Source organism: Plantibacter sp. H53, from assembly GCF_001650455.1.
Classification (GTDB): Bacteria; Actinomycetota; Actinomycetes; order Actinomycetales; family Microbacteriaceae; genus Plantibacter; species Plantibacter flavus_A.
In genome coordinates this window covers 1-22,803 of record NZ_LWCT01000014.1, presented here as the reverse complement: position 1 = coordinate 22,803, position 22,803 = coordinate 1, and the positions used below count along the sequence as shown (strand labels likewise).

Here is a 22,803-nt window from a genome sequence, read left to right as displayed (position 1 = left end):
CGACAAGCTCAGGGACCGGTGGTGTTGGGCTCAGGGACCGGTGATGTCGGGTTCAGGGGGTCGGCCGTGGGGAGCCGGGGTGCCCTTCGACGAGCTCAGGCACCGGCGGTGTCGGGCTCGCGGGCCTGGCGCCCGCGACGGGTAGATTCGAGGTATGTCCTCCTCCACACCGCTCCCGATGGAGCAGCTCACCGCCGTCCTGAACGCCGAAGTCGCCCGCTACGCCGCGCGCGGTTGGACGGTGTCGTCGGTGCAGGGCCAGCAGGCCGTGCTGCAGCGACAGAAGCGCATCGGTTGGTTCTGGAACCTGATCCTGACGCTCCTCACCGGCGGGCTCTGGCTCATCGTCGTGATCATCCGCGTCGTGAACCGCAAGGTCGAGTCGCTCATCGTGACGGTCGACGCCTACGGTCGCATTTCCACGCGACGCTGACGGTCGGAGCATGGGCGAGCGCGGAGAGAGCGATTCCCGGGATTCCGACGCCAGAGCTGCCATCGCCGCCGAGCGAGCCCGCGTCCAGCGGCGGACACTCACGGTCGTCGTCATCAGCCAGGTCCTCGGCGGCGCCGGTCTCGCCGCCGGGGTGACGGTCGGGGCGCTCCTCGTGCAGGACGTCCTCGGCAGCATGAGCCTCGCGGGCGTCGCAGCCGCGCTCCTCACCCTCGGCTCCGCGCTCACCGCCTTCCTCGTCGGGCGCGTCACCCAGCGGCTCGGCCGGCGCATCGGGCTCGGACTCGGATTCGCGGCGGGCGGCGTCGGTGCGATCGGAGTGGTCGTGGCCGCCACCACCGCACTGGTGCCGCTGCTCTTCCTGTCGCTCTTCGTCTACGGCGCTGGCACGGCCACCAACCTCCAGGCGCGCTACGCCGGCACCGACCTCGCGACCCCGGCCCGACGTGGTTCGGCGGTCAGCGTCGCGATGGTGTCGACGACACTCGGCGCCGTTGCCGGGCCCAACCTCGTCGAGCCGTTGGGGGCGTTCGCGACCGGCCTCGGACTGCCGTCGCTCGCCGGGCCGTTCCTGCTCGCTGCGGTCGCCTACCTCGCGGCGGGGACGGCGTTGCTCAAACTGCTCAGACCGGACCCGTTCCTCCTCGCCCGCCGTCTCGATGCCGAGCTCGCGCAGCTGGAGGTGGAGCAGACCGCCGCGGAGCAGGCGGGGTCGAAGCTGGCATCTCCGACGACCGCCGCACGCCCGCGTCCCGGCGTCGGTGCCTACGTCGGCGCCGCGGTCATGGTGGTCACGCAGATCGCCATGGTCGCGGTGATGACCATGACCCCGGTGCACATGCGGGCCCACCACCACGGCCTCGGCGAGGTCGGGCTCGTGATCGGGATCCACATCGCCGCGATGTACCTCCCCTCGCTCGTGACCGGCGTCCTGGTCGACAGGATCGGCCGCACCCCGATGGCGATCGCCGCCGGCGTGACCCTCTTGCTCGCCGGTGTCACGGGAGCACTCGCGCCGGCGGACTCGCTCGGCCTCCTCATCCTGGCGCTCGCCCTCCTCGGACTCGGCTGGAACTTCGGGCTCATCGCGGGCACCGCGCTCGTCGTCGACCACACCGTGCCCGCCAACCGGGCACGCACCCAGGGCACGCTCGACGTCCTCATCGCGCTCGCCGGTGCCGGAGCCGGCGTCATGTCCGGCGTCGTGATGGCGGGTGTCGGCTACGGCGCGCTGTCGATCGCGGGTGGCGTGCTCGCCCTGCTGCTCATCCCCGTGCTGCTCTGGGCCCGGCGGGTCACCCCACGCACAGCGGTGAGCTGAGGGCGCGCGAGCTACTCCGCCGCGGCCGGAACGCGGACGGTGAGGGCACCCGGCTCGATCCAGGTGTTGATCGCAATGGCCTTACCGAAGCCGTCGCCGTCGAGTTCGATCTCCTCCGGCTTCGACATGCGGGCGACGAACCGCTTCGCCGTGCCGTACTGGAGGTCGTCGTCGTCCTTCTTCTTGCCGGCCAACGCCCGGCCGGTCTTCGTCCGTCGCAGGACACCGTTCACCCACGCGACTTTCGCCCAGATGCGGATCCAGCCGAGGATCCCACCGGGGCGCATGAACATGAGGTCGAACAGTCCGTCGTCGACGACCGCGTCCGGCAGCAGCAGGATGTTGGCGGGCAGCGAGCCGCAGTTGCCGATGATGACGGTGTGCACGGTGGCGCGCACCTGCGGCTCGTCGTCGATCCGGAACCGGAGGTGCAGCTCGTCCGGATCGCGCAGCGACTTCACGATCGCGTCGACGTAGGCGGCCCAGCCGGCCTTCGCCTTGAGGTCGTCGTCGGTGTTCTTGATCATCTTCGCGTCGATGCCCATGCCGGCCATGACGACGAACACGTGGCGGTCGCGTGAGTGGTCGGCGCGCTCGATGTCGATGACACCGAGGTCGATCGCCTTGTCCTCGCCGGTGAACGCCGCGATGACGGAGCCGGGCAGGTCGTTGAGGGTGAGGTCGAGGTTGCGCGCGAGCAGGTTGCCGGTGCCGGACGGCAGCAACGCGAGGGGGATGTCGCTCCCGCGCAGGGCCTCCGAGACCGCGCGGACCGTGCCGTCGCCGCCGGCCGCGATGACGAGGTCGACCTTCGCGGCGATCGCCTCGGCGGTGACGCCTTGGCCCACATCCTCCACCGACGTCTCGAACCAGAGCGACTCGCCCCAGCCCGCATCGGCGGCGGACCGTTCGACCGATTCGCGGAGCACGTCGAGGTCGACCTTCACGGGGTTGTAGATGACGGCGGCGATCTTGGTCGCCGTCGTGTCGCTCGGCGCGGTCGTGCTCTCAGGTGTCGTCATCCGATCAGCATAGGAGCGGAGGCAGGGGCGAGGGGGATCCGGTCCGTGGGTTGACGTGGCACGTGGGTTCTGCAGGCGGCGGAAGAGTATCGTTGAGTCCTTGCAGGCACCGTCCATGCCCGCCACGAACGCAGTGTCCGCGGCGGCCTCCCCATCGTGATTGCGACATCGTGAAGATCCTCTCCATCCAGTCAGCCGTGGCCTACGGGCACGTCGGCAACTCCGCGGCCGTGTTCCCCCTCCAGCGCATCGGCGTCGAGGTGATCCCGGTCAACACGGTGAACTTCTCGAACCACACCGGGTACGGCGCGTGGCGCGGCCCGCTCATCTCGCCCGAGCAGGTCGGCGAGGTCATCACGGGTGTCGAGGAGCGCGGAGCGTTCCCGCAGATCGACGTCGTGCTCTCGGGCTACCAGGGCGGCGTCGGCATCGGCGACGTCATCGTGGACGCGGTGCAGCGGGTCAAGGCGGCGAACCCCGACGCGCTGTACGCGTGCGATCCGGTCATGGGCAACGCGAAGTCCGGCTGCTTCGTCGCCCCGGAGATCCCCGACCTGCTGCGCGACCGCGTCGTGCCGAACGCCGACATCATCACGCCGAACCAGTTCGAGCTGGGCTTCCTCACGGGCACCGAGCCCGCTTCGCTCGAGTCCACGCTGGCGTCGGTCGAGTTGGCCCGCGCGATGGGCCCGTCGGTCGTCCTGGTGACGAGCGTCGAGCGTCCCGACCGCGACCGGGAGACGATCGAGATGCTCGTCGTGGACGACGCCGGCCGGTGGATCGTCCAGACGCCGCTGCTGCCGTTCAAGGCGAACGGGTCCGGCGACGTCACGGCCGCCCTGTTCGCCGCGCACTACGGCGAGACCCGCGACGCGAAGCTCGCCCTCGAGCGCACGGCGTCGAGTGTGTTCGACCTCGTCGAGCTCACGTACCGCTCCGGCCAGCGCGAGCTGCAGCTGGTGGAGGCGCAGGAGTTCTACGCGAATCCACGGATGCAGTTCACCGCGACGGCGGTCTGAGCCGCTGAGTCGCCTGGATCTGTTCGGAGCCGGGCGATCTCTGTGCAGTTCTGGGCGACTCAGCGACCCACGCTCACCGCACGGCGCGGCAGGCGAGGTGGAGCGCGAGGCGCACCTCCGGGTCCGCCATGTCGACGCCGAGGAGCTCCTGCGCGCGGGTGATCCGCGTCGCGACGGTGTTGCGGTGCAGCCCGAGTGCGGCGGCGGTCGGCGCGACCGCGGACTCGTGGTCGAGGTAGGCGGACAGCGTCGTCAGCAGCTCGCCGTTGCCGGTCTGCAACGGGGCGAGGAGCGACCGTGCAGCCGGGACGAAGGTGTCGTTGCCGGTCCACGCGAGCAGCAGCTGTTCCAGGCCGAGGCCGTCCACCCGCACGAACCAGCCCGTCGTCGACCGGTTCGCGGCGATGCGCACCGCGTCGGACGCCTCCCCGAGTGATGAGGTGAGACCCGCCGATCCGCTCGCCAGCGACCCGACGGCCGTCGCGACGTTGAACGATCGCCGCGCCTCAACGTGCAGGTCGCGGAGGGCGGCGATGTACCGCTCGACCTGCGGCGGCTCCGGCGGTTCGGCGAAGGTCAGCCAACCGCTCACCCCGCGCCCGCTCGTCGTCGCGTGGGAGTCCACGGCGATCCGACCGAGCGCGCCGGTGACGAAGCGGAGGAGTTGCAGGGCGTCCACCCGGCTCCGGCCGACGATGCGGAACGCGAGGTGGTAGCCGGTCGTCCGCCAGCCCCGCTCGAGCATGCGACGTTCGACGTCGGGATCGGGGCGGCCTCGGAGGTCCACGAAGTCCCGCAGGACGCCGGACGACACGGACGCGTCACTGACCTCGGCCACCTCGTCGATGAGGATCCGCGCCGCGACGGCGGGCATGGCGACCTCGGCGGCGACCGCGAGCGCGCTCAGTTGTCGGTCGTCGAGTCCGTCCCCGAAGAACGCGACCCGGAGGCCCTCCCGACTCGGGCTGTCCACCCGGACCGATGCCGCAGCGCCGCGCCCGGCCTTCGTCAGGTCGACCCAGGGGCCGAAGTCGATCGCCGCGTGCACCTCGGACGGCAACCGCCCGCCGGCCTCGAGCAAGACCCCCTCGCTGTCGATGAGGGCGATCCCGTGGCCGATACTCGTCGAAAGGTGGCGGAGGAGGTCGGCCAGGCCCTCGGCGTGGTACTCGATGGACTGCGCGACCTTGCGGACGTACCCGAGGGTCAGGGAGTCGCGGGCCTCGACGAGCTGCCAACACGCCTTCGCGAGCAGCATCGGTCGGTCGACGTGCAGGAGCGAGAAGCCGAGTCGGTCGGCGAGCGCGCGCGTCCCCGCGCCGAAGCCGTCGGCCTCCGGGATCGCCAGGGCGAGGAAGCCACGATCCCGGGTGCGACGGACGAGCGCATCCTGCTGCCACGGCCTCGTGGGTGGGACGCCGGTCACCACGGCGAGTCGACCGGCGCCGTCCTCGGGGAGGGCCGCCTCGTTCGTCTCGACCACCACGCCGGCCCAATTGGCGTCGGCCGGGCCGGCGACGAGCCGCACGCCACCATTGTCGGGGTGGGCGAGGAGTGCGCCCAGCTGCAGGCGATCGCTCATGCCGGGACCTCGTCGAGCTCGTTCAGGCCGTAGGCGGACGGGAGTACATGGCGGAGTCGCTCCGGGGAGCCGGACCACCATTCCGGACCGTCGACCCGGATGACGGCGACGTGCCTCGCCATCGAGATCGCCGTGACCTCGAGGATGTCCCGGGAGACCGCGTCGACCACGACGATGAGGTCCGGCGCGGCGGCTTCGAGTCGTCCGTCCGTCATGAACGCGAGCGTCTCGGAACGGGCGACGAGACGGTGCAGCGCGCCACTGCTCCCGTCGATCCCGAAGGTGAGGACGTGCGGGTCCCGGGAGTCCGGCTCGATGCTGCTGACCCGACCCTCCGCGAGGAGCCGTCCACCCAGCGACTCGGCCAGGGCGGTCAGCGGGCCGTCGATCCGCGCGAGGAACGCTCCGCCCAGCTCGAGCGCCCGGGCGGCGTTCCCGACGATGGCGTGCGCTTGGAGGTCGCCCACCGTGAAGCCCGCGAACACCATGCCGCCGCTCCCACCGGCCTGTACGATCGCCGCGCGGACGACGCGTTCGATGTCGAGGGCCCGCTCGGTCTCGACGAGGGCGACCCCGCCGGCACCGGTGTCGCAGGTGACGACGATGCCCGGGACCTCGTCCACGAGGATCGACATCTGGTCGAGCGAGGGGACGGCGCGTCCGGTCAGATCAGCGTCGACGATGGTCCGCCCTGCGGCGAACGCGAAGGGGGTGAGCCCGTTGACCCCGCCACCCTCCAACGAACAGATGGCCGGGATGCGGTGTCCGAGCCAGCGTTCCGCAGCTCCGATCAGCCGCCCGAACGGATCCGTGCCGGGGAGGCGCTCGCTGAGCAGCATCGTGGAACCGACGAAGCCGACGGCGAGACACGGGGTCTCCGGATCGAGGTCGTCGACGCTGTGGAGGTCGAACGGCCAGGCGCGCTCGTCGCGGAGCGCCAGCTCGAGCATCGTCGTCGCGCCGCCACCTCCCGAGCCCAGGATCGCGAACCCCGTCGCCAGGGCGGGGAGGCGATCGCGCTCGAGGAGGGTCGGCATGCCCTCAGCCTAGGCTCGGACCGCCTGACCAGCGGCGAACGCATCCGCGGCTTCCGCAGCCGCCGCCTCGCCCTCGACCGGGACGAACGGCTCCGTCAGCCCGAACGCGCTCGGCCCGAAGGCGCGCAGCGCGTCCGGCGTGCGCATGAGTGCCGGCGTCGAGATCCCGAGGACCCGCACGCGTTGGCCGTAGCGGAGGCCCTCTGTGGTGATCGGCTCGGCGGTCTCGTGGTCGACGATGCAGATGAGGTCCGGCACGATCGCGACGACCTCGCCGTTCCACCGGGCGATGAGGTTCTCGTTCTGGAACGAGATCTCGAGGCGTTCGGAGCTCGACGGATCGGCCGACCAGATGACGGCCGTGCCCTTGGCGAAGCCCTCGGTGGTGCGGCGCTCGACGTCGGCCACTTTCCCGACGAACAGCTCCCGGACGTGGGAGTAGAGCGTCGTGGACAGGGTGTCGGCGATGGCGGCGAACGGCGAACGGTGTTCCTCGCGGGCGATCCGGATCGCCCGGCCGAGGGCCAGCGCCATCGAGATCGTCCGCGGTACCGCGGTGCGACGCACGTCCGCCCCGCTCATCGCGTACTCGGCGATGTGGGCGACGCCGCCGAGGCGGATCGCGATACCGCGCGCCAACCACTCCATCTGCCGGTCGTCGTCGCCGGTGTCGATGATCACGCGCTCGCCGCGTTCCCCGGCGATGGCGAGCGGCGAACCGTGCACGCCGTAGACCGCGAAGGTCTCCATGGAGAGCTCCGGGAAGGCCCGGCCCATGCCATCGGCGTCGACGACCGGCAGCCCGGTCTCGGCGGCCACGATGAGCGGGATCATCGAGTTGATGCCTCCGCACTCGATCGGCATGGTCGCGTCGGCGGTACGCCCGAGGTGCTCCTCGAGCGTCCGTAGGGCGAGGGTCGGTTCGAAGCCGGCCGGGATCTTCTCGACCATGACCGTCGGAGCGCCCATCTGCGCGGTGGGGATGACGAAGAGGTCGTCGGCGAGCTCGTCGGGGTCGAGGATCGTGATGGAGCGGTCGCCGAGCACCTGTTTCACGAGCATCATGCCGATGTACGGGTCGCCGCCGCCACCGGTCCCGAGGAGCGTGGCGCCTCGGGCGAGGTCGGGCAGGTCGTCCGCGGTCAGCGTCCAGCTCATGCGGCGACCTCCGGCGAGTCAGGCGCAGGCGTCTCGGCCGTGCCGTCGAAGCGGTGCGACGGCACCTCGTACCCGAAGTACCCCGGCCCGACCATCGCGAGCGCCTCGGGGCTGTGCCAGCGGTCGTCGCTCGGTGCCGAGATCACGCGGACGCGCTGCCCGTACCGGAGCCCCTCGGTGGTGATGGGCTCGCCGGAATCGTGCTCGAGCACCATGATGAGGTCGGGCGTCGTCACGAGGGTGACGCCGTCGAGTGCCGCCATGAGGTGCTCGTTCTGGAACGACAGTTCCAGGCTCGCGTCGACGCCGTCGATGCGGGCTCGACCGCGGGCGAACCCGGTGGTGGTCGCGCGCTCGACGTCGACGACCTTGCCGGAGAACAGCTCGCGACCGCCGAGCAGCCGCACGGTCCGCTCCACAGGGTCGGCCTTCTCGGCTCGGGCCGCTTCGATGCCGTCGCCGATTTCGCGGCACAGCGACAGCGAATCGGCGACGAGCGCCTCGCGCGCCTGCGCACCGGACATCGGGAAGCCGGAGATCATGACCGAGCAGCCCATCTCGACACAGGCGACGCGGGCGATGCGTTCCGTCCAGCTGTTGTCGACGGTCGTGAGGACGCCCGTGTTCCCCTTCTCGTCGCTGAACGCGAGCGGGGAGGCGTCGATCCCGTACAGGGTCGGGAGCACCATCTGCAGCTCGGGGAAGGCCCGCCCCATCCCGTCGGCGTCGATGAGGGGGAGTCCGAGCGCTGCGGCCGCGGCGATCGGGATGGTCGAGTTCACGCCGCCGACCTCGGCGCACGCGATGTGCGTGACCGGGCGACCGAGGGACGCGCTGAGGGCGTGGACCGGTGCGACGACCTCGGTGAGGCTCGGCAGCTTCTCGACCATGACGGTCGGGGCGCCCATCATCGCGACGGTGAGGACGAGCGCGTCCCCGGGGACCTCGTCGAGGGTGACGACGGTGACGTCGCCGTGCTCGCGGAGCGCCTGCGCGGCGAGGAGCGCGCCGATGTACGGGTCGCCGCCGCCGCCGGTCCCGAGGACGGCCGCGCCACGGGCGAGGCCGGGGATGAGCTCGGCCGAGATGGTCCAGCTCATCGGAGGCCTCCCATGTCGAGGTCGCCGACGGCCTTCACCCGGATGCGCGTGGCGTTCCCCGGGAGATAGGGGATCGGGACCTCGTCGAAGTCGACGATCGCGACCGACGCGGGGGAGGCGCCGGCCGCGATCGCCTTGTCGATCGCCTCGGCACGGACCTCGGCGATCGCCTCCTCACGCCGGCCGGGTTCGATGGCGTAGACCTTGTCGATCTCGCCCCCGACCTGCGCGATGGAAGCACCGATGGCATTCGCCACGGCGTAGTTGTCGGGCCGGTGGACGGCGCCGAAGATGGGGAGTTCGTCGGAGAGCAGGATCGACCCACCGCCGACCGCCACCACGGGGATCGGCTCTGGGGACGTGCGCATGCGGTCGACGGCCTCGGCGATGCGTTCGCCGATCCGCTCGAGGACGCGCTCCACGAAGGCCGGGTCGAGGTGCGCGACCTTCGACGCGTCACCGATCGACGCGCGACCGGCGGCCACGGCGATGTCCGTCGCCGTGAGGGTGCTGCCGCCGAAGACGAGGGCCTCGGTCATGAGCTTGTACCCGACGGACGCCGGCCCGACCTCGGCGGTCTCCTCATCGACGATGCTGCCGCCGCCGATCCCGATGGACAGGACGTCGGGCATGCGGAAGTTGGTGCGGATGCCGGCGACCTTGACCTCGTTCGCCGTCTCGCGGGGGAAGCCGTTGATGAGCAGCCCGATGTCCGCCGTGGTGCCGCCGATGTCGACGACCGCGCAGGTCGCGAGTCCGCTCGTCAGTGCCGCCCCGCGCATCGAGTTGGTGGGGCCTGAGGCGAAGGTCGCGACCGGGTAGAGGCGCACGTAGTCCTCGTCCATGAGTGTGCCGTCGTTCTGGCTGAGGAAGATGGGCGCCTCGATGCCCTGCTTCCGGACGGCGGCGGTGAGCCCATCGACGATCTCCGAGGCGAGCTCGCGCAGGGCTGCGTTGATGATCGTCGCGTTCTCGCGTTCCAGGAGGCCGATGCGCCCGATCTCGTGCGAGAGCGAGATGGCGACGTCCGGGCCGAGGACCTCGCCGACGATCCGCGCCGCCTCGACCTCGAGGTCGTGGTTGACGGGGCTGAAGACGGAGGAGATCGCGACGGAGCGGATGCCGTTCGCACGCATGTCCTCGGCGTGTGCCCGCAGCTCGTCGGGGTCGATCGGCGAGATGGGGCGTCCGTCGAACTCGTAGCCGCCGTGCGCGAGGTAGCTGCGTGCACTGATCGCCTCGACGAGCTCGGCCGGCCAGTCCACGAGGGGCGGCAACGCGCGGGTCGCCGGGAGCCCGAGCCGCAGTGCCGCGGTGGGTGCGAGCCGCTTGGCCTGCACGAGGGCGTTGATGAAGTGCGTCGTGCCGATCATCACCGCGGTGATCTGATCACCGTCGAAGTGGTGGCCGCTCCGCAGTTCGCCGATCGCCTGGACGATCCCGTCGGTCACGTCCGGGGTGGTCGCGTGCTTGACGGCCGCCAGGGTGGTGGTGCCGTCCATGAGCACGGCGTCGGTGTTGGTGCCGCCGACATCGATACCGATGTGCATATGAGGGGTTCGCTTTCTGTTGGTGCGGTGGAGCGGTGTGCGGTGGAACGGTCTGACGGGGTGGAACGGACGTCCCCCGGGTCAGCTCGAGGCGGTGGCGGGGCTGTCCGTCGTCACATCCGCCTCGATCTGCGAGGTGTGGGCGACGCCGACCCCGCGGACCAGGCCGAGCTTGCCGGCGGCGATGTACAGCACCATCGAGAGGATGAGCGACAGGACGGCGGGGATGCCCCAGGTGACGAAGTAGCCGGTGATCGCGGACATGGCCCAGATGATGATGGTCGCCGGGACGATGCGCGGGGCGGTCGTGGGGAGGCGGCCGGAGGCGCGCGTCTCGTCGAGCTCGCCGCGCCAGCGCTTCACGATGAAGTACTCGGCGACCATGATGCCGGCGATGGGCGGGAAGGCGACGCCGAGGATGATGAGGAAGCCGGAGAACTGCCCGAGGATGCCGACCGCCGCGAGGATGGAGCCGACCACACCGAGCACGATGGTGGTGGTCACGCGGTTGAGGTTCTTGCCGAACGCGGTCGAGATGAAGTTGACCAGGCCGAGCGTCGACGAGTACAGGTTCCAGTCGTTGATCTTGAGCGTCCCGGTGATGACGATGATGAGGCCGATGAGGCCGACCGAGGACGTCACGATCGCGACGACGTTGCCAGAGGCGGCGGCGTGGGCGAGCAGGACGCCCGAGAGGCCGATGACGAATTCACCGAGCGAGACGCCGACGACGGTCTGCTTGATGACGTCGGCGCGGGACCGGTTGAAGCGGGTCATGTCGGCGGTGATGATGGCGCCGACGATGAGGCCGCCCGCGACGATGCCGGTGCCGGCCCAGACGCTCATGGTGGGGCCGGGTGCCGGGCCGGTGACGAGTTCCATGAAGTCGTGCTGGGTGAGTTCGCTGATGATCGACCAGCCGACGAGGATGAGGAACAGCGGGACGGTGATGTTCGCGAGCCACTGCATGCCCTTGAACCCGTAGGCGACGATGGCGGTGACGGCGAGGCCGAAGATGAGGCTCCAGGCCCAGACCGGCATGAAGCCGGGCAGGAGGGCGTCGAGCGATTCGGCGGAGATCGCGCTCTGAATGCCGAACCACCCGATGAGGCTGATGCCGATCGCGAGTCCGACGAGGGAGGCGCCGACCTCTCCGAAGCCGGTCCAGCGGGCGAGGAGCGCGGTGTTGAGGCCCTCCTTCTGGCCGATGATGCCGACGATGCACATGATCACCTCGAGGATGATCGAGCCGAGGAGCAGCGCGAGGAACGCCTCACCGAAGGTCATGCTGTAGCCGAGGGTGGCGCCGAGGAGGAACTGGGACAGGGCCGACACCTGTCCGAAGCGCTGGACGGCGATGCCGAACCAGGGCTTCTGTGCGTCGGGACGGACGCGGGACAGGGCGAAGTCGTCTGCGTGTGCCATGCGAGCCATGCTGGTCTCCAGAAGTGGGGGAGGGAGCGGTGCGGGTGGCGGCAACGTTACTGACGGCCCGCCCGCAGCAGAATGTGCATGATGCAGGAATTCGATCCTCGAACCGGCACTCTGCACAAGTGCTCCTGTCCGCTGGCGCTCAGAGCGAGGCCTGGATCACCTCGAAGGTCCGTGCCCCGTCGAGCGCCGCCATGTCGTGGCGGATCCCCGGGAACCGCGTGACGGTCCAGCCCAGCTGTTCGTAGCGAGGGACGTGGCTGCTCGGAAGGACGAGCTTCGCGTCGTCCGACAGCACCAGCGTCGAGGGGACGGCCGGCGCCGCCGGGGTCACCGGATTCGCTGCGACGTCCTGCAGCACCTCCGCGACCATCGAGCGGTCCCACGCGGCATGGGCGGCCTCGGCGAGCGCGACGTTCGCGGGACCCGTCGCGGGATCCGTGCGGTCGTACAGCCAGGCCAAGAGCCGCGGCAGCCCGGGGATGCTCCAGAACAGTCGTGCGCCGAGGCCTCGGCCCGGCAGTTTCAGGCCGAACCCGGGATCGAGGTAGATCGCGCGCGCCGGACGGAGGGGGCCGACGATGTCGATGAGGAGCCGCCCGCCGAGGGAGTGGCCGACGATCGCGTCGAGGCCGGTCGGCAACGTCTCGACGAGGTCGGCCGCGAGCGAGGCGATGTCGTACCGCTCACCCCGGGTGCGATCGGCGCGTGGGCTGGAGCCGTGACCGCGCAGGTCGACGAGCAGGAACGTGTACCGCTCCGGGTCGGACGCTGCGACGACGTCGGTCCAGGCGGCCCCGTCGGCCAGGAACCCGTGGATGAGGGCGATCCGGACCGGTCCGTGACCGTGTTCCTCGACGTGCAGTCGCATGGCCCTCCTCTGTCGGCGCTGGGGACGACTCTACGCGGCGACGCCGCGCTGCGAAGCGTGTCGCTCCAGAGAGCAGAATGGAAGGCATGACCGACGCGACGCCGCCGACCCTGACGGAGCGACTGACGCTCGCCCGCCCCACCGAGCGCGACTTGCCGGAGCTCCACGAGCTCCATGCCGACCCCGCGGTCTGGACGCACCTGCCGTCCGCCCGACACACGGCGCTCGCCGAGACCCGTGACCTGATCGAGCGGTATCAGGCCGGCTGGGAAGCGAACGGCCTCGACGTGTGGGTCGCGCGCGACACCACGACGGGTGCCTTGGTCGGCATCGGTGGCCCGAGTCTGCGGGGAGGGCTCGCCTGGAACCTGTACTACCGCCTGGCGCCCGCGGCCTGGGGGCGCGGATACGCGCAGGAGCTCATCGCGGCCGCGCGAGCCGCGGCATCGGCGTCGGCACCGGATCTGCCCGTGGTGGCGTTCCTCCTGGAGCACAACGAGGGATCACGACGGGCTGCCGAACGCGCGGGGTTGGAGGTCGTCTGGCGTGGCCCCGACGCGGGCAACCCGGATCCCGATGCCGTGCGCCTCGTGTTCGCCGACCGGGCGCTCAGCAACGAGGCGCTCCGCGTGTTCGTGGGCTGAACGATCGTTGCGCTCGCTCTCCGAGCATCTCGAAGGACGCCACTTCCGGGCGCGACCGGGTATTTTCGGGCAAGTGGCCGTGAAACGCAAGGAGCGTGCGCAGTCTGTTCACCGACTGCATTCCTCGATACGGTTGGAAGATATGTCAGCCACCGTCGAGATGGAACACATGAGTCAGGTAGAACGCGAACGCCCGCTCCTGCGCAAGGGGAGTGAGGCGAGTTTCGTCCGGTGGGCCTTCGACGGTCGGTCCTGGTGCGCCGACCTCGTGAGCGGACAGTACCGAGGCGCGACGAAGACCGGTTGGCTCCTCCAGACCGAGAACGAGCAGCGGGAACTCTCCAACCAGGAGTGGGCTCCCTGCATGGCGTGAGCGTGCCGTCCACATCGACCTGCGCCACGCACCGAGGAGCTCACGCATGACCGACCGCATCCTGACCACGCACGCCGGGAGCTTGCCGCGCACGCCCGAGTTGACCCGGCTGCTCGTGGCCCGCGACCAGCGGCGGCCGTTCGACGTGGCCGAGCTGGAGGAGGTCACGGCGGATGCGGTGGCCTCGACGGTCGCCGCACAGCTCGCCACCGGTCTCGATCTCATCAACGACGGCGAGGTCCCGCGCGTCGGGTTCTCGACCTACGTCCTCGAACGCATCGAGGGCTTCGGCGGGGCAGGGCACCGCAAGCCGACGCTCGACTCCGTGCGATTCCCGGACTACGCGGCCTTCCAGGCGAAGCAGATCGTCGAGGGTGCGGACGTCGCACGGGTGTGGGATCCGCCGATGGCCCAGGGGCAGCTCGTGTACGACCCCACGCTGGCCGGCATCACCGCCGATCTGGACGGCTTCGAGCGGGAGCTCGCCGTGCAGGCGGACCAAGGGCGCACACCTGCCGGCACCTTCTTCTCCGCGGCGACGCCGGGGATCGTGTCGACGACGCTGCTGCTCGACGCCGCGAACCCCTTCTACGGCGACGACCGGGCGTACGTGTTCGCGCTCGCCGAGCAACTGCGGATCGAGTACGAGGCGATCGTCGCCCGGGGTCACGTCCTGCAGCTCGACGCCCCGGACCTCGCCATGGAGCGGGTCATCCAGTTCGGTGACGCGACGCTCGAGGAGTTCCTCGCGGCCGTGGACCTGCACGTCGACGCGCTCAACCACGCCATCCGGAACATCCCCCGCGAGCAGGTCCGGCTCCACGTCTGCTGGGGCAACTGGCAGGGCCCACACCAGGACGACGTCCCGGTCGACGTGCTCCTCCCGCACCTCTACCGGGCACGGGTCGGTGCGTTCAGCATCCCGCTCGGCAACCCGCGGCACCAGCACGAGGCGCCGGCGTTCCGCGAGCATCCGCTCCCCGAGGGCGCGCTCCTCATCCCGGGGGTCGTCGACGTGACCACCAACTACCTGGAGCACCCGCAGGTCATCGCGAACCGCATCGTGGAGGTCGCCGAAGCGGTCGGTGACCCGACGCGCGTCATCGCGGGCACCGACTGCGGGCTCTCCACCTTCGCGAGTTACGAGTTCGTCGCGACCGATGTCGCGTGGGCGAAGCTCGGTGCGCTCGTCGAGGGCGCTGCGATCGCGTCGAAGCGGCTGTTCGGCGCCTGAGTCCTCGGCTCGGCGTCGCGCTCAGACGGTGATCGACGGCTCGTCGCTCACCGAGAGCGTGAGCACGGCCTTGCCGATGAGGTCGTCCTGCTCGAGGTCGCCCTCGAGTCGGCGGAGCTGGCGCGCGACGTCGTTCTCGCGGTCGTCACCGACGAGGTCGACCGACGCGACGAGGAAGAGGCGTTCCGGCCCGCTGAACTCGAGGTACAGCGCCGTGACCCGCTCGATCTCCGGGTGCGACAGGAGCGCGGTGACGGTCTGTGCGCGGTACGCGGGGCTCGGTGAGGCTCCGAGAAGATAGCGCCGGTTGCGGTTGATGAGCAGCAGCGCGACCCCGCCGAGCAGGACACCGATCGCGATCGAGCCGATCGCGTCCCACACCGGGTCGCCGGTCACCTGGTGGAGGCCGATGCCGGCACCGGCGATGATGAGGCCGAGCAGTGCTGCGGAGTCCTCGAAGAACACCGAGCGGAGCGTCGTGTTGGAGCCGTTCACGATGTAGTCGAAGAAGCCGCGGCCGTACTTCCTCGCCGTGCGCCGGCCCTCGAGGATCGACTGGGTGAAGGAGAAACCCTCCAGGAGGAAGGCGACACCGAGCACGAGGTAGCTGAGGGCGTAGTCCTCCATTGCCTCCGGTGCAGTGAGGCTCTGGATGCCGTGCTGGATCGAGACGACCGCACCGACGGTGAAGATCCCGAAGGCGGCGAACAGCGAGAAGATGTACGCGTCACGGCCATAGCCGAGCGGATGTGCGGCGTCGCGTCGCTTGTCGGCCCGTTTGTCGGCGATGAGGAGGAAGATCTCGTTCCCCGCGTCGGCCCACGAGTGCGCGGCCTCGGCCAGCATCGACGCCGACCCGGTGAGCGCGGCGACGATGGACTTGGCGATGGCGACGATGACGTTGGCCAGGAAGGCGATCACGACGGTCATGCGCCAACGCTACGCCCAGCCGGGGTGCGCCGCGTACGCCCGGACATCCGGACGACCGCGGTCAGGGCCTCAGGACTTCAGGACGCGCAGCGCGGAGCCCTTGTGGGCGGCCTTCGCGCCGGTCTTCTCGGACTCCACGATGAACGCGGGCTCGTCCTTCGACGCCGTGAAGTGCTGGCCGTCGAACTGGAAGTCCGCGGTCTTCCGCTCGACGACCTTCCCCTGCGTCCGCCCCTGCGAGGTGCCCCACGACACGCGGTCGCCCACTCGTACGTCTGCCATGCTGCCTCCTCGGCGCTCACACGCCGCGAGCGAGCGACGTGTGAGCGAGGATGCCAGCGTGACGGCGGCCGCACAAGCGCTTGCGTCGCGCGAGGGAAAGGGGATATCCCCCGGGCTCCGCGAGCCCCGCAGGTCTAGCGTGTCCCCATGGCCTCGTTCACCCCGGGAAGACCCCGACTCGCGCTCGGCATCGGCATCGTCGGAGTCGTACTCGGGGTGGCACTCATCCCGGTCGCCGTCGCGAACGCCCACGGCGACTTCGGCTTCCATTTCTGGTGGATCGTCGTCGTCCCGATCCTCGCCGGCCTGTACTTCGGTGTGGCCGGAGCCGTCGCGCTCCGCAACCGCCGCTGAGGTCCGCGGCGGCCCCAGGCGTCCCTGGAATCTCGCGTACCGTTGGCGGGATGAGTGACGCCGCCGCGACCGATGAGCACCGCAGGACGGCTGCGCACGCCTACAGCGCGCTCGGCTGCCTCCTCCTCGACGCCGGCACCTCCGTCACCGACGTCCGGGACTCCCTGGAGCGCGCCACGGTCGCATCGGGCGACGAGGGTCTGGCCTTCTCGGTGCTGCCGCAGCTCATCATCGTGAACGACGTGCGCACCGGTGCGGTGCTCGCGGCCGGCAACACCCACGGCGAGCTGTCGTTCCGCGGCGCGGCGCGGGCGAACCGGCTCATGCGCGAGCTCGAGCTCGGACACTGGCCGGTCGGTGACCTGCCGGCCCGCATCCAGTCGATTCGGGAGACGCCGCGCCCGCATGCGTCGATGCACTGGGTGGTCGGGAACCTGCTGCTCGCGGGAGGGCTCGCGCTGCTGTTCCGCTGCCCATGGTGGGCGATCGTCGCATCGATGCTCGTCGGCGCCTTCGTCGGCCTGGTCATCACCCTGCTGGCACGGTGGCGGGGAGCGGTCGCGATCGCCCCGTTCGTGACGGCGTTCGTGTCGACGACGCTCGTCGGGACGCTCGCATCGGCGATGGATCTCGGCCCCGTGCCGCTGTTCGCCGTCTGCGCGCCGATCGCGATCCTCGTACCCGGTGCGCTCATCACCAACGCCCTGCTGGAGTTGACGGCGACCGACATCGTGACGGGCTCGGCACGCCTGATGTACGGGCTCATCGTGCTCGCCTTCATGGCGGCCGGGATCTCGGCCGGGGCGCTGCTCACCGGCCTGTCGATCGACCCCGAATCGACGGCGCTCGTCGGTCAGGTCGTCCGTGGGAGCTCGGACCTGGTCGGGTGGGAGTCGGTCCCGCCGCTGTGGTTCACGTGGATCGGCGTCGTGATGCTCGCGGCCGGGATCGGGATCGCGTTCGGCTCGGGCCGCTCCCTGACGCTGCTGACCATCTGCGTGATGGCGCTGACCTACGCGGGCATCGTCCTGTTCGCCCCGCTCGTGGGGAACGCGGTCGCGACGGGGCTGACCGCCGGGCTCGTGTTCGTCGTCGCTCGCATCGTCGAGCGGTACTCGGCGGCGGTGCCGTCCAACGTCACATTCCAGCCGGCCCTCCTCATGCTCGTGCCGGGCACCGTGGGACTCGTGTCGCTCGCGACGCTCGAGGGCTCAGCGGTCACGGCGGCGCTGACGGTCTTCATCAGCCTCTGCGTCGGCGTCAAGACGGCGGCGGTCCTGACGGGGGTCGTCATCCCGCCGGTGCGTGCGACCGCCCGTCCCTGAGTCGCCCGGAATGGTCCGAAACGGTGCCGAATTCGTACAGATTCGGGCGACTCAGCGGCTCCGCGCTGCCCTCGCCCGCGCCTTGATCGCGACGATGACCTCGGTCTTCGCGTCGGCGTAGTCGTTCATGTCGTCCCAGGGCCTCCCGAGCAGCTCCCGCTTGGTGCGCTCGTACAGCGCGCGATCGTCGGCGTCGGACCGCAGGTGGTCGCGGAGGAGGAGGTACTCGTCGATCTCCGGCGCGCCCTGCTCGTAGAGGTGCACGTGGACGTCGCGCTCCGGCGTCCGCACCATCCGATGGCGGGGCTCACGGACGCGCAGCACGTAGCCTGCGGCCAGCAGAAGGTCGAGGTAGTCCTCCTCCGCCGTGATGTCCTCCACGGCGACCACGATGTCCACGATCGGCTTCGCCGCGAGTCCGGGCACCGAGGTCGAGCCGATGTGCTCGATCACGACGGCACCGGTCCCGCCCGCGCTCGTTCCAAGGGCCTCGATGATCCGCTGCCGGTGCTCACGGTACCGTTCGGGCCACTCCGGGTCGGCGTCGTGCAGCTCGACCCGGACCGGCTCGGGGCCTCCGACCAGCTCGAGCGTCGTGACGTCCGGGCGGCGGGAGCGTCGGCGCAAGCCGCTCTGGATGGCACGGATGTTGTCGCCGAGCACTCCCGAGGCCAGCAGCCCGGTGCCGAGCGGACCTGAGGAGTCCGTGCCGAGTGCCGGCAGGAGGCGGAGCGCCGACCGGACCGCGTCGCTCAGGTGGTCGAGCTGCCAGGCGATCTCGGCCGCGCCTGCTCCGGCCTGATGCAGCTCGGCGGCCTTCACCGCATAGGCGGCGGCGCCGAGCGCATGGGCTCCCATGTGCGCGACACCCGCTGCCTGTCCGGCCGACCACGCGGCGGCCTTGGCGGCGGGTGAGGACACCACCTGGGCGGCCCGATTGGCGACGAAGCGTCGTCGGATCTCACCGGCGGTGTCGAGCTCGCCACTCGCGTACGCCCGGGCGCGGGCGATCGCGTCGCGCGGACGGTCGTCATCCGCCGCCTCCGCTTCGAACAGCGGCAGGACCCGCTCGGCGCAATCGGCGGCCCACGAGGCGACGAGACGGCGGTCGGCTTCACTGAGTGACTGCGGCGAGAGCATGTTCCACCCTCGCACACCCGCCACGCTCGCCGTGTGGGCTGCCGGGCTAGCGTAGAGGGATGGCCTCTCTGAACCTGCCCGTGATCTCCTGCAGCCTCGATCCGTCGAGTCGGAGCCGGACCCTCGCTTCGGCGAGCAGCGAGCTCCTGCGCGAGCAAGGTCATGACTCGTCCGTCATCGATCTGGCCGAGATGGAACTGCCGCCGTTCGACAACGACCGGGTCTTCGAGAGCCCTGCGTTCCGTCGACTGCATGCATTGATCACGGCTGCCGACGGCGTCGTCCTCGCCTTCCCGGTCTACAACTGGGCACCGGCCGCGACGGTGAAATCGCTCATCGAGGCGACCGGCGCGACCGGCGAGGACGGCAGGGTCGCCGCCTGGTTCGACAAGGTCGTGACTTTCGTCTGCGCCGCCGGCCTGCCGCACAGCTACATGGCGACCGCCACGCTCGGGCAGTCGCTCATGCTGGACTTCAAGTGCGTCATCAACCCGTACACGGCCTACCTGTCGGAGCGGGACTGGGAGGCGGCCGGCGTGCTGAAAACGGATCGTGCCGGGCGGCTCGCCAAGACGATGACGGTGCACGCGGAGCTGTCGGGGCTCCTCGCCGAGCGGAGCTACCGCTCGGTCTGGGAGGTGTGAGGGCCGAGCGTCACGGTCCCGCGCCTCACAACCGCACGACGAGCTTGCGGGCTGAGACGCCGCCGTGGAGGCGATCGAGGGCCGGCTGGATCGCCTCGAGGCCTTCGCCGACCACCTCGGGAGCGGGCGCGCAGAGGTGTCGTCCGCCGGCGAGCGCGACCGGCAGGTAGTCCTCCCACAGCATCGGCCCGACCTCGTTGGTCATGAGCGAGCTGCCCCACACGTACCGTGCCGAGATCCCCGCCCGACGGGCACGCACCTGGAGTGCGACGTTGGCCGCCACGAGCCGGGTCATGGTGCGGATGAACGTCAGACTCGGGCCGGCCCGACGAGGCAGGGACCCGAACGACACCGATGGGCTCGCGAGTGCGACGCGGCGCGCGCCGGTGGCGGCGGCGACGGCGACGGCGGGCTCTGCGGAGCCGGTCCCGACGGCGAGGATGCCGACGACGGAGGAGCCGCGGAGGGCGCTGACCAGATCCGCCACGACGGTCGGGCTGCGGTAGTCGAACACGAGGTCTGCACCGAGCTCGCGCATCCGGTCGTGGTTGTGCGGCGAGGCGGTGGTCGCGACCCGGTGGCCGGAGGCGACCGCGAGCTGGATGGCGTTGCTCCCGACGCTTGTTGCGCCGCCCCAGATGACGACGGTCGTCCCGGTGGGTGTGGGGTGCTCCGAGGGGTGGGGGAGTGCGAGGTGGTCGCGCTGGAAGAGGGCGGTCGCGGCCGTGGAGATCCCGAGCGGTAGGACGACGGCGTCTTCGTCTCGCAGACCGTCCGGGATCGGGGCAGCAAGGTCCGCCCGCACGACGGTGAACTGCTGGAACCCGCCCTCGGCGTCATGGCGCCGACCGCGCTCCATGCCGACCGCGTAGGCCACGACGCGGTCGCCCACGGCGAAGCGACAGACGTCCGACCCGACGGCCACGACCTCGCCTGCGACGTCCTCACCGAGCACGGCGGGCACCGGCAGCCACCGGTACATGAGGTTCCCGGTCCGCTGCTTGACGTCGTCGAGCGGGTTCACCGCGACCGCACGGTTCCGGATGAGGAGTTCGCCCGGGCCGGGTTCATGCATCGCGGCGGTGCCGACGACGAGGTCGGCGCGAGGTGCTGGCAGCCAGGCTGCGGTGTTCGTCGGCATGGGGTCTCCAGGAAGCATGCGGGTGGATGTCGTGATGACGACATGATGTGCCATCACTCTACACCTGACGACACGACGTGTCATCGGCTATCCTGATCGCATGGCACGCTGGGCACCCGACGCGGCTCTCCGACTCGAGAGTGCTGCGATGGCGCTGTTCGCCGAGCGGGGCTTCACGGCGACGACGGTCCCGGAGGTCGCCGAAGCCGCCGGGCTCACCACCCGAACGTTCTTCCGTCACTTCGCCGACAAGCGTGACGTGCTCTTCCTCCGCGAGCGCGAGCTCCCGACCGTGGTCGGGCGGCTGGTCTCTGCTGCGCCACCAGGACTCGACCCGCTCGCGCTGGTGATGTCCGGCCTCGAGACCGTGGCTGCCGGCGAGCTGCAGCGCTGGCGGGACGACATCGCCGCCCGCCGCGCCGTCGTCCGGTCGGAACCGCAGCTGCGCGAGCGGGAACGGCTGAAGTCGGCGGTCCTCACCGACGCGATGCGCGACGCCCTCGTGGAGAGTGGTGTCACGTCAGCCGACGCGGCGCTCGCCGCGTCCATCGGTTCGGCACTCTTCGACGCCTCCCTCGAGCAGTGGCTCGCCGGACCCGACGACGCGCTCCTCGTCGACGTGCTCCGCGCGATGCGCGTCCGCCTCGGTGACCTCGCGGGGCGCTGATCACCCGGGCGTCGATCGAGCGAGGTTCGGCGCGCCCCGGCCCGGTTCACGCCGACCCGGCCCTGCTCACTCGTGCCGACCGACACCCGGGCAGGCTGGCGCCTGGGCCAGCCACCAGGCTGCGATCGCCCGGTCAGCCTCGCTGGGGTCGCGTGGTGCGTCCAGCTCGTCGTCGGCACTCCCGCACGGCTGGGCCGTGAAGCCGGCGATCCGCGGATTGTCAGCGCTCATCGTGAACGAGATGGTCGTCTCCGAGGTGTTCGCGAGCGTCGTCACCTGCTGGTAGGCCGCCCACTGCGGACTCGCCTGCAGCTCCGCGAGGGGCGCTCCTCCGAGTCGCGCGTCCTCGAGGAACGCGACCGCGATGCGGAGCTCATCGGGCCGGTCGCGGCCGCGATCATGCTGCTGCCCGTACCAATCGATGGCTGTCACCGAGCCCCCGACGGGTCCGAGGGCGGCGGTCGTCCCCTCGATCGCCGCGATGGTCTCCAGCACGGATGTCGGCACCGGCAGGCCCCATGCCAGGACGTGCACGCCTGCGGATCCGGGGTCGGGGTTGGTCAACACGAGCGAAATGTCCGCGGACGCCAGCGGCTTCGGGAGCTCTGCCTGGAACCCGCCCACCAGTCGCGCGGCATCCGTCGGCGTCAGCGGGTCGGCGTACAGGAACAAGACCTTGAGCTCGGACGATGCCGGCCGGTTCTCGCGGGCGGAGATCGCGATGAGCTCGACCTCGACTGATGCGACCCGGACCGCATCGACCGCGACCGGATCGGGGTCGGCCGCCCAGTCGCGCCAGGCCGTCACGGTCGCGTCGATCGTCTTCCGCGGTGCACCGGTGTCGAATGTGACCGAACCACCCACGGCATCCTCCACGATCACCTCGCCGGATTCCTTGCCATCGGTCGACCGGGCAGCCGCCGTCGCGACGTCGGTGTAGGACTCGGGCGGAGCGCCGTCGTCCATTTCGACGGTGATCCTGGCGTTGTAATACGTCTCCAGCCCGCCGCCGTTCGACGCTTCGACCGTTCCGGTGACGTCCGCCACATCGGGCAGGCCCTCGACGGCCTCGATGATCGACGCTCGTGCCGCGTCGGCGCCGGCGCTCGAACCGCATCCGGTGAGCAGAACGGCGGTTGTGATCGCGCCGAGTCCGACGGCGATCGCCCGTTGTGCGTTCCGGCGCGCGCGGGCGCCTCGTGATTCCCCCATGCAGGGAGGCTATCGCGACGCCGCGCTCGTCGTCCGGCGGGCGGCGGGGTCTCCGATGGTCGAGGATGGAGCCATGCCGAACCGGGAATCGTCCACCGCCAACCCGTACCGGATGAGTCGACGGCGCATCACGACGTGGACTGGCGCGCTCATCGCCTCCGTGGTGCTGCTCGTCGTCGTCGCTATCGTCTTGGCCGCCATCGGCGGCGACAGTGCAGAGTCCTGGGTCGCGATCGTCCTGTTCGTGGCGTTCGGCGTGCCCGTCGCTGCGGCAGCGGTTCTGGGCGGGTTGGCGATCGCCTCATGGGGGTGGGT

General features: G+C 70.6%; 24 protein-coding genes. 11 read left to right on the top strand and 13 right to left on the bottom strand.

Annotated features, from left to right (window positions below):
* Positions 1 to 154 precede the first annotated feature (154 nt).
* Both A4X17_RS09335 and A4X17_RS09330 read left to right on the top strand, forming a co-directional pair.
* Positions 155 to 433, top strand: a complete 279-nt coding sequence (locus A4X17_RS09335; RefSeq protein WP_064295400.1) for a hypothetical protein — start codon at positions 155 to 157, stop codon at positions 431 to 433.
* Positions 434 to 443: 10 nt separating this feature from the next.
* Entirely contained in the window at positions 444 to 1,772 is a 1,329-nt protein-coding gene (locus tag A4X17_RS09330) for an MFS transporter (protein ID WP_064295399.1), read from the top strand.
* An 11-nt stretch (positions 1,773 to 1,783) separates the two neighbouring features.
* On the opposite strand, the gene A4X17_RS09325 is transcribed toward A4X17_RS09330, so the two are convergent.
* Positions 1,784 to 2,794 (bottom strand): diacylglycerol kinase family protein, encoded by a 1,011-nt coding sequence (locus A4X17_RS09325; RefSeq protein ID WP_064295398.1) that lies wholly within the window; start codon positions 2,792 to 2,794, stop codon positions 1,784 to 1,786.
* Between the two features lie 170 nt (positions 2,795 to 2,964).
* On the opposite strand from A4X17_RS09325, the gene pdxY reads away from it, so the two are divergent.
* Positions 2,965 to 3,813 carry a pyridoxal kinase PdxY gene (gene pdxY, locus A4X17_RS09320; RefSeq protein ID WP_064295397.1) on the top strand — a complete coding sequence of 283 codons (849 nt, stop codon included), beginning with the start codon at positions 2,965 to 2,967 and terminating at the stop codon, positions 3,811 to 3,813.
* 73 nt (positions 3,814 to 3,886) lie between these two features.
* Here pdxY and A4X17_RS09315 read toward each other — a convergent pair whose 3' ends face one another.
* The 7 genes from A4X17_RS09315 to A4X17_RS09285 all read right to left on the bottom strand — a co-directional run bounded on the left by A4X17_RS09315 (position 3,887) and on the right by A4X17_RS09285 (position 12,542).
* The gene (locus A4X17_RS09315; RefSeq protein ID WP_064295396.1) at positions 3,887 to 5,395 is read right to left on the bottom strand and encodes a CdaR family transcriptional regulator; all 1,509 of its coding nucleotides are present in this window, start codon (positions 5,393 to 5,395) and stop codon (positions 3,887 to 3,889) included.
* Positions 5,392 to 6,432 carry a DUF917 domain-containing protein gene (locus A4X17_RS09310; protein ID WP_064295395.1) on the bottom strand — a complete coding sequence of 347 codons (1,041 nt, stop codon included), beginning with the start codon at positions 6,430 to 6,432 and terminating at the stop codon, positions 5,392 to 5,394. The genes A4X17_RS09315 and A4X17_RS09310 overlap by 4 nt, the downstream gene beginning before the upstream one ends.
* Positions 6,433 to 6,441: 9 nt before the next feature.
* Positions 6,442 to 7,590 carry a DUF917 domain-containing protein gene (locus tag A4X17_RS09305; protein ID WP_064295394.1) on the bottom strand — a complete coding sequence of 383 codons (1,149 nt, stop codon included), beginning with the start codon at positions 7,588 to 7,590 and terminating at the stop codon, positions 6,442 to 6,444.
* The gene (locus tag A4X17_RS09300) at positions 7,587 to 8,690 is read right to left on the bottom strand and encodes a DUF917 domain-containing protein (protein WP_064295393.1); all 1,104 of its coding nucleotides are present in this window, start codon (positions 8,688 to 8,690) and stop codon (positions 7,587 to 7,589) included. The genes A4X17_RS09305 and A4X17_RS09300 overlap by 4 nt, the downstream gene beginning before the upstream one ends.
* Positions 8,687 to 10,240 carry a hydantoinase/oxoprolinase N-terminal domain-containing protein gene (locus A4X17_RS09295; protein ID WP_064295392.1) on the bottom strand — a complete coding sequence of 518 codons (1,554 nt, stop codon included), beginning with the start codon at positions 10,238 to 10,240 and terminating at the stop codon, positions 8,687 to 8,689. The genes A4X17_RS09300 and A4X17_RS09295 overlap by 4 nt, the downstream gene beginning before the upstream one ends.
* 81 nt (positions 10,241 to 10,321) lie before the next feature.
* On the bottom strand, positions 10,322 to 11,674 hold the full coding sequence (locus tag A4X17_RS09290) for a cytosine permease (protein WP_064295391.1): 1,353 nt from the start codon (positions 11,672 to 11,674) through the stop codon (positions 10,322 to 10,324).
* A 139-nt stretch (positions 11,675 to 11,813) separates the two neighbouring features.
* Positions 11,814 to 12,542, bottom strand: a complete 729-nt coding sequence (locus A4X17_RS09285) for an alpha/beta hydrolase (RefSeq protein ID WP_064295390.1) — start codon at positions 12,540 to 12,542, stop codon at positions 11,814 to 11,816.
* 86 nt (positions 12,543 to 12,628) lie between these two features.
* On the opposite strand from A4X17_RS09285, the gene A4X17_RS09280 reads away from it, so the two are divergent.
* The 3 genes from A4X17_RS09280 to A4X17_RS09270 all read left to right on the top strand — a co-directional run bounded on the left by A4X17_RS09280 (position 12,629) and on the right by A4X17_RS09270 (position 14,793).
* The gene (locus tag A4X17_RS09280; protein WP_064295389.1) at positions 12,629 to 13,186 is read left to right on the top strand and encodes a GNAT family N-acetyltransferase; all 558 of its coding nucleotides are present in this window, start codon (positions 12,629 to 12,631) and stop codon (positions 13,184 to 13,186) included.
* Between the two features lie 169 nt (positions 13,187 to 13,355).
* Positions 13,356 to 13,559 (top strand): hypothetical protein, encoded by a 204-nt coding sequence (locus A4X17_RS09275; RefSeq protein ID WP_124768057.1) that lies wholly within the window; start codon positions 13,356 to 13,358, stop codon positions 13,557 to 13,559.
* Between the two features lie 46 nt (positions 13,560 to 13,605).
* Positions 13,606 to 14,793 carry a cobalamin-independent methionine synthase II family protein gene (locus A4X17_RS09270; protein ID WP_064295387.1) on the top strand — a complete coding sequence of 396 codons (1,188 nt, stop codon included), beginning with the start codon at positions 13,606 to 13,608 and terminating at the stop codon, positions 14,791 to 14,793.
* Between the two features lie 21 nt (positions 14,794 to 14,814).
* Here the strand turns inward: A4X17_RS09270 and A4X17_RS09265 are convergent, their stop codons facing one another.
* A complete protein-coding gene (locus A4X17_RS09265) occupies positions 14,815 to 15,723 on the bottom strand; it encodes a cation diffusion facilitator family transporter (RefSeq protein ID WP_064295386.1) in 909 nt (302 codons plus the stop codon).
* A 69-nt stretch (positions 15,724 to 15,792) separates the two neighbouring features.
* Positions 15,793 to 16,005, bottom strand: coding sequence for a DUF2945 domain-containing protein (locus A4X17_RS09260; RefSeq protein WP_064295385.1), 213 nt, complete (start codon positions 16,003 to 16,005; stop codon positions 15,793 to 15,795).
* Positions 16,006 to 16,152: 147 nt separating this feature from the next.
* On the opposite strand from A4X17_RS09260, the gene A4X17_RS09255 reads away from it, so the two are divergent.
* Both A4X17_RS09255 and A4X17_RS09250 read left to right on the top strand, forming a co-directional pair.
* The gene (locus tag A4X17_RS09255) at positions 16,153 to 16,359 is read left to right on the top strand and encodes a hypothetical protein (protein WP_064295384.1); all 207 of its coding nucleotides are present in this window, start codon (positions 16,153 to 16,155) and stop codon (positions 16,357 to 16,359) included.
* Positions 16,360 to 16,409: 50 nt separating this feature from the next.
* A complete protein-coding gene (locus A4X17_RS09250) occupies positions 16,410 to 17,684 on the top strand; it encodes a threonine/serine exporter family protein (protein WP_064295383.1) in 1,275 nt (424 codons plus the stop codon).
* A gap of 51 nt (positions 17,685 to 17,735) precedes the next feature.
* Here A4X17_RS09250 and A4X17_RS19820 read toward each other — a convergent pair whose 3' ends face one another.
* Positions 17,736 to 18,824, bottom strand: coding sequence for a GrpB family protein (locus A4X17_RS19820; protein ID WP_082916059.1), 1,089 nt, complete (start codon positions 18,822 to 18,824; stop codon positions 17,736 to 17,738).
* A 59-nt stretch (positions 18,825 to 18,883) separates the two neighbouring features.
* Between A4X17_RS19820 and A4X17_RS09235 the strand changes: the two genes are divergently transcribed.
* Complete coding sequence (locus A4X17_RS09235) at positions 18,884 to 19,468, top strand: NADPH-dependent FMN reductase (RefSeq protein ID WP_082916058.1); 585 nt, start codon at positions 18,884 to 18,886, stop codon at positions 19,466 to 19,468.
* A 25-nt stretch (positions 19,469 to 19,493) separates the two neighbouring features.
* On the opposite strand, the gene A4X17_RS09230 is transcribed toward A4X17_RS09235, so the two are convergent.
* A complete protein-coding gene (locus tag A4X17_RS09230) occupies positions 19,494 to 20,609 on the bottom strand; it encodes a zinc-binding alcohol dehydrogenase family protein (protein ID WP_064295382.1) in 1,116 nt (371 codons plus the stop codon).
* Positions 20,610 to 20,709: 100 nt separating this feature from the next.
* Here A4X17_RS09230 and A4X17_RS09225 point away from each other — a divergent pair, with 100 nt between their 5' ends.
* On the top strand, positions 20,710 to 21,276 hold the full coding sequence (locus A4X17_RS09225; RefSeq protein ID WP_064295381.1) for a TetR family transcriptional regulator: 567 nt from the start codon (positions 20,710 to 20,712) through the stop codon (positions 21,274 to 21,276).
* A 66-nt stretch (positions 21,277 to 21,342) separates the two neighbouring features.
* Here the strand turns inward: A4X17_RS09225 and A4X17_RS09220 are convergent, their stop codons facing one another.
* Complete coding sequence (locus A4X17_RS09220) at positions 21,343 to 22,488, bottom strand: hypothetical protein (protein ID WP_064295380.1); 1,146 nt, start codon at positions 22,486 to 22,488, stop codon at positions 21,343 to 21,345.
* A 73-nt stretch (positions 22,489 to 22,561) separates the two neighbouring features.
* On the opposite strand from A4X17_RS09220, the gene A4X17_RS09215 reads away from it, so the two are divergent.
* Positions 22,562 to 22,803 (top strand): hypothetical protein (locus tag A4X17_RS09215; protein ID WP_157583423.1); only part of this gene is annotated, 242 nt, incomplete at its 3' end.

What these genes read in the sequence shown, in the direction of transcription:
- A4X17_RS09260 (WP_064295385.1), bottom strand. Translation starts at nt 16,005, where the DNA reads ATGGCAGACGTACGAGTGGGCGACCGCGTGTCGTGGGGCACCTCGCAG.
- A4X17_RS09295 (WP_064295392.1), bottom strand. Translation starts at nt 10,240, where the DNA reads ATGCACATCGGTATCGATGTCGGCGGCACCAACACCGACGCCGTGCTC.
- A4X17_RS09335 (WP_064295400.1), top strand. Translation starts at nt 155, where the DNA reads ATGTCCTCCTCCACACCGCTCCCGATGGAGCAGCTCACCGCCGTCCTG.
- A4X17_RS09280 (WP_064295389.1), top strand. Translation starts at nt 12,629, where the DNA reads ATGACCGACGCGACGCCGCCGACCCTGACGGAGCGACTGACGCTCGCC.
- A4X17_RS09310 (WP_064295395.1), bottom strand. Translation starts at nt 6,432, where the DNA reads ATGCCGACCCTCCTCGAGCGCGATCGCCTCCCCGCCCTGGCGACGGGG.
- A4X17_RS09235 (WP_082916058.1), top strand. Translation starts at nt 18,884, where the DNA reads ATGGCCTCTCTGAACCTGCCCGTGATCTCCTGCAGCCTCGATCCGTCG.
- A4X17_RS09330 (WP_064295399.1), top strand. Translation starts at nt 444, where the DNA reads ATGGGCGAGCGCGGAGAGAGCGATTCCCGGGATTCCGACGCCAGAGCT.
- A4X17_RS09305 (WP_064295394.1), bottom strand. Translation starts at nt 7,590, where the DNA reads ATGAGCTGGACGCTGACCGCGGACGACCTGCCCGACCTCGCCCGAGGC.
- A4X17_RS09225 (WP_064295381.1), top strand. Translation starts at nt 20,710, where the DNA reads ATGGCACGCTGGGCACCCGACGCGGCTCTCCGACTCGAGAGTGCTGCG.
- A4X17_RS09290 (WP_064295391.1), bottom strand. Translation starts at nt 11,674, where the DNA reads ATGGCTCGCATGGCACACGCAGACGACTTCGCCCTGTCCCGCGTCCGT.
- A4X17_RS09265 (WP_064295386.1), bottom strand. Translation starts at nt 15,723, where the DNA reads ATGACCGTCGTGATCGCCTTCCTGGCCAACGTCATCGTCGCCATCGCC.
- A4X17_RS09300 (WP_064295393.1), bottom strand. Translation starts at nt 8,690, where the DNA reads ATGAGCTGGACCATCTCGGCCGAGCTCATCCCCGGCCTCGCCCGTGGC.
- A4X17_RS09270 (WP_064295387.1), top strand. Translation starts at nt 13,606, where the DNA reads ATGACCGACCGCATCCTGACCACGCACGCCGGGAGCTTGCCGCGCACG.
- A4X17_RS09255 (WP_064295384.1), top strand. Translation starts at nt 16,153, where the DNA reads ATGGCCTCGTTCACCCCGGGAAGACCCCGACTCGCGCTCGGCATCGGC.
- A4X17_RS09220 (WP_064295380.1), bottom strand. Translation starts at nt 22,488, where the DNA reads ATGGGGGAATCACGAGGCGCCCGCGCGCGCCGGAACGCACAACGGGCG.
- A4X17_RS09285 (WP_064295390.1), bottom strand. Translation starts at nt 12,542, where the DNA reads ATGCGACTGCACGTCGAGGAACACGGTCACGGACCGGTCCGGATCGCC.
- A4X17_RS09230 (WP_064295382.1), bottom strand. Translation starts at nt 20,609, where the DNA reads ATGCCGACGAACACCGCAGCCTGGCTGCCAGCACCTCGCGCCGACCTC.
- A4X17_RS09325 (WP_064295398.1), bottom strand. Translation starts at nt 2,794, where the DNA reads ATGACGACACCTGAGAGCACGACCGCGCCGAGCGACACGACGGCGACC.
- A4X17_RS09315 (WP_064295396.1), bottom strand. Translation starts at nt 5,395, where the DNA reads ATGAGCGATCGCCTGCAGCTGGGCGCACTCCTCGCCCACCCCGACAAT.
- A4X17_RS19820 (WP_082916059.1), bottom strand. Translation starts at nt 18,824, where the DNA reads ATGCTCTCGCCGCAGTCACTCAGTGAAGCCGACCGCCGTCTCGTCGCC.
- A4X17_RS09250 (WP_064295383.1), top strand. Translation starts at nt 16,410, where the DNA reads ATGAGTGACGCCGCCGCGACCGATGAGCACCGCAGGACGGCTGCGCAC.
- A4X17_RS09275 (WP_124768057.1), top strand. Translation starts at nt 13,356, where the DNA reads ATGAGTCAGGTAGAACGCGAACGCCCGCTCCTGCGCAAGGGGAGTGAG.